The organism is Selenomonas sp. (genome assembly GCF_052169755.1).
In the GTDB taxonomy this organism is placed as follows: Bacteria; Bacillota; Negativicutes; order Selenomonadales; family Selenomonadaceae; genus Selenomonas.
In genome coordinates this window covers 1-7,557 of the sequence record NZ_JBQNBV010000101.1, presented here as the reverse complement: position 1 = coordinate 7,557, position 7,557 = coordinate 1, and the positions used below count along the sequence as shown (strand labels likewise).

The 7,557-nt window shown below is 55.8% G+C and carries 5 protein-coding genes; 4 read left to right on the top strand and 1 reads right to left on the bottom strand.

Annotated features, from left to right (window positions below; genetic code table 11):
* Nucleotides 1-516: OB-fold protein (locus tag ACTTKG_RS07785; protein ID WP_442673655.1), on the bottom strand; the 516-nt coding region annotated here is incomplete at its 3' end.
* Between the two features lie 332 nt (nucleotides 517-848).
* On the opposite strand from ACTTKG_RS07785, the gene ACTTKG_RS07780 reads away from it, so the two are divergent.
* The 4 genes from ACTTKG_RS07780 to ACTTKG_RS07765 form a co-directional block, all read left to right on the top strand.
* Nucleotides 849-3,071 (top strand): RelA/SpoT family protein, encoded by a 2,223-nt coding sequence (locus ACTTKG_RS07780; RefSeq protein ID WP_442673654.1) that lies wholly within the window; start codon nucleotides 849-851, stop codon nucleotides 3,069-3,071.
* Nucleotides 3,068-3,709, top strand: a complete 642-nt coding sequence (locus ACTTKG_RS07775; RefSeq protein ID WP_442673653.1) for an MBL fold metallo-hydrolase — start codon at nucleotides 3,068-3,070, stop codon at nucleotides 3,707-3,709. The genes ACTTKG_RS07780 and ACTTKG_RS07775 overlap by 4 nt, the downstream gene beginning before the upstream one ends.
* Nucleotides 3,710-4,004: 295 nt before the next feature.
* Nucleotides 4,005-5,690, top strand: coding sequence for a ShlB/FhaC/HecB family hemolysin secretion/activation protein (locus tag ACTTKG_RS07770; protein ID WP_442673652.1), 1,686 nt, complete (start codon nucleotides 4,005-4,007; stop codon nucleotides 5,688-5,690).
* Nucleotides 5,691-5,761: 71 nt separating this feature from the next.
* A partial coding sequence (locus ACTTKG_RS07765) for a leukotoxin LktA family filamentous adhesin (RefSeq protein ID WP_442673651.1) occupies nucleotides 5,762-7,557 on the top strand: 1,796 nt, incomplete at its 3' end.

The window sequence follows — 7,557 nt, the reverse complement described above, 5'->3', positions numbered from 1 at the left end:
ATTTTCCATACGGCGCATTTCTGCCGCAGGCGTCGGTGGCGCTGCGGACTGCTCTGCAGCAATCTCGATCTTGTCCGCGTGCACCTTATAGCCGATGACCTCGCCCACATCATCGATGTGACCGTAGATGATGAGTGACTGACCGACCTTCAGCTGACGCACCTGATCCTTTACTTCTTTGCTTTTGGTCATGACCATCATGTTATGCACGATATTCAGCTTGTTCTGGTCGCCGTTCAAGCTGATGTAGTCGCCGTCCGAGTCGATATTTTTCAAGACGCCGTGCACGATCTTGACATCCTTGCCCTTGTACTTTTCGGCGGCGTTCAGCGCATTTTCCTTTAGCTCGGTCATGAGCGTATTGAGATCGACTTCGGTGTAATTTTTCTCGGTCTTTGTTTCCTGTTTGATTGGTTTTTCCTGCCGAGTGGGATGTCCCTTCGTGGCGATCAGTGTGCCAAGGACGACGCCGAGCGTTACAACTGCGGTTACAAGCCCGATGAGCAGCTTATTCATATCGTTGCCCTGCCTCCAATGTCAATAGAATAAAATATTATTATTATTAAATTAAGTATTATTATGGGGGGGTTAGACGATTTGTCAAGCGAAAAATCTGAATGATGTATCTTTTGCAAATTTATGGCTCCCCCCACATCTTACGGCGCTGCGATGAACGAGAATGCCCCGCGCATGGTATAATAAAGGCAGACGCTGCAAGGTCGAATTATTTTTGAGGTTCGATTTCGCTGTGAAACCTTGCATCATGGTGTATAATGTATAATATGAGATTGGAATGGGCGAGCACGGATGATTGCCGGAGAATGCCGAGGAAAGTCGGGTGGAATGGAATGAATGAGATGAATCCCATAAGGATAGATGCGATCTTGGAAGCGGTGAAAACCTACCAGCCGAATGCGGACGCCGCGCTCATCCGGAGGGCATACGAGCTTGCAGATGCCGCGCACAAGGGGCAGAAGCGTGTCTCCGGCGAAGATTATATCATTCATCCTCTCGCCGTCGCGAAGATACTCACAGACCTGCAGATTGACGACATCACGATCAGCGCCGCCATCCTGCATGATGTCGTGGAAGACACGACGCATACGCTCGAAGAAATGCGCGAGCTTTTCGGCGACGAGGTCGCCATGCTCATCGACGGTGTGACGAAGCTCGGCAAGATCCAGTACAAGTCGAAGGAAGAGCAGCAGCTTGAAAGCTATCGCAAGATGTTCCTTGCGATGGCGAAGGACATCCGTGTCATCATGATCAAGCTCGCCGACCGCCTGCACAATATGCGTACGCTCAAGTATATGCGCGAGGACAAGCAGAAGCGCATCGCGCGAGAGACCATCGAGATCTATGCGCCGCTCGCGAATCGTCTCGGCATATCGAATGTCAAATGGGAGCTTGAGGATCTGTGCCTGCGTTATCTCGATCCCAAGGCATACTATGCTCTCGTCGAGAGCGTCAAGCAGAAGCGGCAGGAGCGTCAGGCGTTCATCGACGAGGCGCATGAACAGATCGTGGAAAAGCTTGAAGAGGCGCACATGACGGCGGAGATTCAAGGGCGCGCCAAGCATTTTTACAGCATCTATAAGAAAATGAAGCGCGATCAGAAGGACATCAGCGAGATCTACGACCTTTCGGCGCTGCGCGTGCTCGTCGATTCTGTCAAGGACTGCTATGGCGTGCTCGGCATCATCCATGCGATGTGGAAGCCCTTGCCCGGACGCTTCAAAGACTACATCGCCATGCCGAAGTCGAACGGCTATCAGTCTCTGCATACGACCGTAATATGCCGCGGCTATCCGCTGGAGATCCAGATCCGTACCTTCGCCATGCACAAGGTCTCGGAGTACGGCGTTGCGGCGCATTGGAAGTACAAGGAAGCGGGCAAGAGCGTCGGCGCGACGCACGAATACGATCAGAAGATGTCGTGGCTGCGTCAGATGGTCAGCCTGCAGCACGAACTTGACGACCCGCGCGAATACTTCGAGGCTTTGAAGGTCGACGTCTTTTCCGATGAAGTCTTTGTCTTTACGCCAAAAGGCGATGTCGTCGATTTGCCCAAGGGATCCATACCGATAGATTTCGCTTACCGCATTCATACGGAAGTCGGGCATCATTGCGTGGGAGCCAAGGTCAACAGCAAGATTGTGCCGCTCGAATACAAGCTGAAAAACGGCGATATCGTTTCCATCATCACGAACAAATCAAACAACGGGCCGAGCCGCGATTGGCTCAATATCGTCGCATCCTCGGAAACGCGCACGAAGATACGCGCGTGGTTCAAAAAGCAGCGCAAGGAAGAGAATATCGCGCGTGGCATGGACTTGATGGAGAAGGAAACCAAGCATCTTGGCTATGCGCCGAAGGATGTGCTGAAACCCGAGCGGCTTGAAGTCTTAGCGAAGAAGCTCAACATTCCGCAGGTGAACGATCTCCTCGCATCCATCGGCTACGGCGGCATAACGGTCAACGGCATTCTCTCTAAGCTCATTGATATGCACAAGCAGGATCTGCAGAAGTCGACGCCGCCGGATATTTCGCAGATGCTCAGCGAACTCAAGCAGCCGCTCAAGAACCGCAAGAAGAAGGCGAGCCACGGTATCCTCGTGGAAGGCGAGGGCGGCTTCCTCGTGCGGCTGGCGCGCTGCTGCAACCCGATTCCGGGCGATCCGATCACGGGCTATATCACGCGCGGGCGCGGCGTTTCCGTGCATCGCTCGGACTGCCCGAACCTCTTGAACGATATGGATTTTTCCCGCGTCATTGAAGTGAATTGGGACATCGGACTCGACAAGGTGTATACGGTGCAGATTGAAATTGTCTGCAACGATAAGACAGGAATGCTCGCCGAACTTTTCGCGCTGCCTGCCGAGATGAAGGTCAACATCACCTCGCTCACGGCGAAAGCGAATAAGTCGAATAAGACCTCGCTCGTCAACATGGGGCTCGATGTGCGAAATTCACAGCAGGTGGCGCAGATCATGACGAAGATTCGCCGCATGAAGGACGTCTACAGCGTGTCGCGTTCCTTGGGGATGTCAGCAAAGGATGATGAAATATGAGCCTGAATATGAAAACTCTTGTCGTGGGTGCGCTCGGCGTCAACTGCTATATTCTGCATGAGGAAGGAAGCAGCGAAGCGGCAGCGATCGACCCGGGCGGCAGTGAAGCAGCCGTATGGCAGCAGCTCCAAGAAGAGGGGCTGAACCTCAAGGCGATCCTCAACACGCACGCTCATGCCGACCATATCGGCGCCATCGACTTTCTGCGCGACAAAACGGGGGCGAAACTTTATATTCATGAAGCGGATGCGCCGATGCTCCTCGATGCGCGGAAGAATCTGTCCGCTTTTATGGGGATGCCGATCGTGACGCGCCCCGCCGACGTTCTCTTGAAGGGCGGCGAGGTCTTGGAGATCGGCGGCATGAAGTTCACCGTGCTTCATACGCCGGGGCATTCTCCCGGCGGCGTCTGTTACCTCATGGGGGATCGCGTTTTCAGCGGCGACACGCTGTTTGCCGAATCCGTCGGCAGGACGGATTTTCCCGGCTCTTCCACGGAAGCTCTCTTGACGTCCGTCAAAGAGAAGCTCATGACGCTGCCCGATGAACTTGCCGTATACTGCGGGCATGGGCCGGCGACGACGATCGGGCATGAGAGGAAATGCAATCCTTATATCAACGGCTTCGGGTTTATGTAAGGAATTGCCAACGAAGAAATCGCTGCAAAGGCATTTCAGCGATAAAAGACGGAGCGCATACGAAAAGTTCGTATGCGCTCCGTCTTTTATCGTTCATGAAGCGCTGCATTTATCCGCGCTCCATGAACAACGCAGCAAGCCGTAGGAAAGTGGTAGCAACTAGCAGGAAAGTGGTTGCGTGCGTTCGGCTTCTTTATGATAAGATAATAGTTGAAAAGTCATGGATAAATCCTCTTTTCAGAGGCAGGACACAAGACCGATTCTCGAAGAGCGAAACAGATGTGAGGCGATAGCGATGATGAGGGAGAAGTTTGCAATATTCGCAGCAGGGATTTTTTTTGCTGTATATATGGGAGCGGATGCACAGGCAGCACCGCCCGGCACTGTGCCGGACAGCGGCATTGGGCTGCGCCGCCAACAGGAGCAGATGGAACGGTTGCGCATGGCGCGTGCGATGCAGGAGTGGCATAAAGCCGAAAAAAGTGAGATAGAAGCCCCGCAGCAGCCACACGAGGAAGTGGCTGACACGGGGCGTTTCGTGCTGCGCACCGTGGATTTCGACACGTCAGAGATCCTTACGCCCGCTGTGCGCGATGCGGTTGTCGCCGCCTATATGGGACACGAGGTGACGCTCTCCGATCTCTATGCGATCGTGGAAAAGCTCAATGCGCTCTACGAAGAGCAAGGCTATATCACCTGTCGTGCGTATCTCCCGCCGCAGACGATTCATGAGGGGCGCGTTCACATCGGTCTTTTCGAGGGGCGCGTCGGCACGGTGGAGGTTCAGGGCAATGCACACACGCGCTCCCTTTATATCGAAGACCGCATGAAGCTCAAGGCGGGAAGCGTGCCGCGCTATCGGGATATGGATGAGGAGCTTCGTTGGTTCAACGCGACGAATGACGTGATGCTGCATCTGACGCTGAAAGCGGGAGAGAAGCCCGGCACGACGGATTTCGTGCTTACGGCGAAGGAGCCGACGAACGATGCCTTCACACTTTACGTTGACAATGCGGGTGGTGAGGCCACGGGACGCTGGCGAGAGGGCGTTTACTATACGAACCGCAGTCTTTTTGGCTGGCGTGACAGGCTGACGCTCGGCTTTCTGCACACACAGGGATTGAATTCCTTTATGGCGGGGTACTCCTATCCCCTGGGGCTGCGCGGCACACGGATCGAACTTTCTTATAACACGAACGCGACGAAGGTGATCGGCGGTCAATACCACGCTTGGGGCATTCCCGTAAACGGACATGCCTCTGCGCTGCAGGTCATGCTTTCGCATCCTCTGCGTGTGACTCCTTCGATGAAAGTGGAGGCATCGCTCACGCTCAGCTGCCAGCATTCCGTCACGGACATAGAGGAGGTTTCTTCCTTGCTTGACGATACCTTCACGGATGGAATAGCGGCGCTTGCCTTTACCCATTACGGGCGTGGCGGGGCATTTTATCATCGCCATGCGCTTACTTACGGGCGTTGGAAAAATGATTCTTTGACGCGGCTCGCAAAGCCGTCGAGACGGTACGCGTTCTATACATTTAACGGCATCTATCAGAGGGGCGCGGCGCATGGGCAGCTTTTCACGCTGCGGACGAATCTTCAGATCAGCAAGACGGACGATCTGCGCCCGTCGAAGCAGTTCTTCCTCGGGGGCGTCTACAGCGTGCGCGGATACAAGGAAAACCTGCTGGGTGCGCCGAACGGCTTTTCCTGCTCGCTGGAGTATGCTGCGCCCGTCTTGAATAAGCCGGCAGTCAGCCTGTATGGCTTTTTGGACTATGGCACGCTCTGGGGCGGCAGTCAGCTTGCCGAACATCACATGCTGCTCAGTACGGGTCTGGGACTTCGCGCCCAGATCGAGGATACTATATCGTTGGATATGGCGGCAGGCATTCCGCTTCGCCGCACCGTGGGATACAGCGCGGCTCTGGAAAAGGTAGATCGGGTGCGCTTTCATCTGCTTTTGAACGCACAATTTTGACGGCGGCAAGGGAGGAAATAAAAATGACTGGATTTATGAGAAGAACAGGGCGACGCGCAGAGAAACGCTCATTGACGCAAAAGATATTGGCGAGCCTGACCGCTGTCGGAGTGATGGCGGGCCCTTGGTTCACCCAGCTTGCGGCAGCCAATGCGATAGAGAAAGCGGACGCCGGCAAGGCGGGGACGATCACGACGAACGGAGCCGTGACGAACGTGCTGGCAGACAGTGTGCGCGGGGACAACGCCATCAACACCTTCAAGCATTTTTCCCTCGATCAGGGCAATATCGCGAACCTTTATTTCGGCACGACGACGGCAGGCGGCGCGAAGAATCTGATCAATTTCGTCGGCGAAGCCATCTCGATCAACGGTACAGTCAATGCTGTCCGCGCCAACAAGATCGGCGGCAATCTCTACTTCATCAGCGTGGACGGCATGACCGTTGGCGCCTCGGGCGTCGTGAACGCGGGCAGCATCAACATCATCACGCCGACGAAGGGCGGCTACGCGGCGCTTCACGACAGTGCGTACGGCGGAACCGCTCTGCCGTTTGCTTCGGGCGAGGTGGCGATCAATCCGTCGGGAACGATCTCTGTCGCCGGCAGACTGAACGCCGTGGACGGCATCCGCCTTGAGGCGGCTACGATCAATCTCGCCGGTACGGCTCAGCTGACGACGGCGCCGCAGATTGACTTTAAAGATCTCGTCAATACGACGGACGTCAATGGCAATCCTGTCTCGGCAAATCTCAGCGGCAATCTCGTTCTGGACGCTACGGGAAACGGCGACATTGTGCTGCGCGCCGTGGCGGACGGCTTGGCTCCGGCATCGGACAAGGGCGTGGAGGAGACGTTCAAGGACTTTGCACCGCGCTATCGCACGGCGACGGTCACGGCGGAAGCGGGCAGCGTCATTTCGGCGCGTTCGAAAAAGAATGCCTATACGGCAGATGAAAAGAGCGGCGGCAATGTCACCATCGAGGCGCGGGCGACAAGCCGGGATCCGGGCTGGTCGTTTGATCGTATGCCCGAAGATCTACAGACCACCATCGGCTCCATCGACAATCCCCTCGGGCAGATTGTCTACACGAAAGCGGACATCAAGCTCAACGGCAAGATCGATGCGAACAAGATCAAGGTCGCCGCGACTTCGACAAATTCGTACAACAGCTTCAATGACAGCACGTCGTTGTCGAATATTTCGGGCGATATCAAGGCGCTCGGTCACATGGGCAAAACCTTGACGAAGATCACGACGATCACCAACATGCTGAAGGTCGATCCCATTTACAGCTACATGGGTTCGGAAGCGAACGTTTCCGTCGGTAAGGAGGCGGTGCTGACCGCTCGTGCACTGAGCAGCGCAGATGCGGATGCGAAGAAGGCAGATGCGGCAAACGCCGCGAATCCCGCGCTTTCCGTCACGGCGGAGAGCAAGACGCAAAACATCGTACAGGCGTCGACTTCGAGCGTCGACACGCAGATGATAAAACCCAAACTCAAGCCGGAGAAGGAGCAGGCAGGAACGCGCCCGGCGGGACAGGGGCCGAAGGTCACGAATATCGCGGGCGCTGCCGTCGCTTACGGCGGCTCGGACAGCAAGGCGAACATCACCATCGACGGCACACTGGAAGCGCCGGGGCGCGTCGATGTGAACGCGCAGTCCACGAATGCTCTCGTGGTGAAAGCAAATGCGAACGGCGCGAAGGCTACCGTGGGCACGGAACCGCTCGTCAATGCCGCCGTCGCCGTAGCGACGGGACACAACGACGCGCATGTAACGCTTGGCGCGTCGTCGCGCATCAGCAGCACGGACAACGATGTGCAGGTGAAGTCGATCGCCGCGAACAGCATCGACGTTGCGGC

Bases quoted from the DNA above. Each gene is read 5' to 3' on its own strand.
- ACTTKG_RS07770 (WP_442673652.1), top strand. From the start codon at position 4,005: ATGATGAGGGAGAAGTTTGCAATATTCGCAGCAGGGATTTTTTTTGCT.
- ACTTKG_RS07780 (WP_442673654.1), top strand. From the start codon at position 849: ATGAATGAGATGAATCCCATAAGGATAGATGCGATCTTGGAAGCGGTG.
- ACTTKG_RS07775 (WP_442673653.1), top strand. From the start codon at position 3,068: ATGAGCCTGAATATGAAAACTCTTGTCGTGGGTGCGCTCGGCGTCAAC.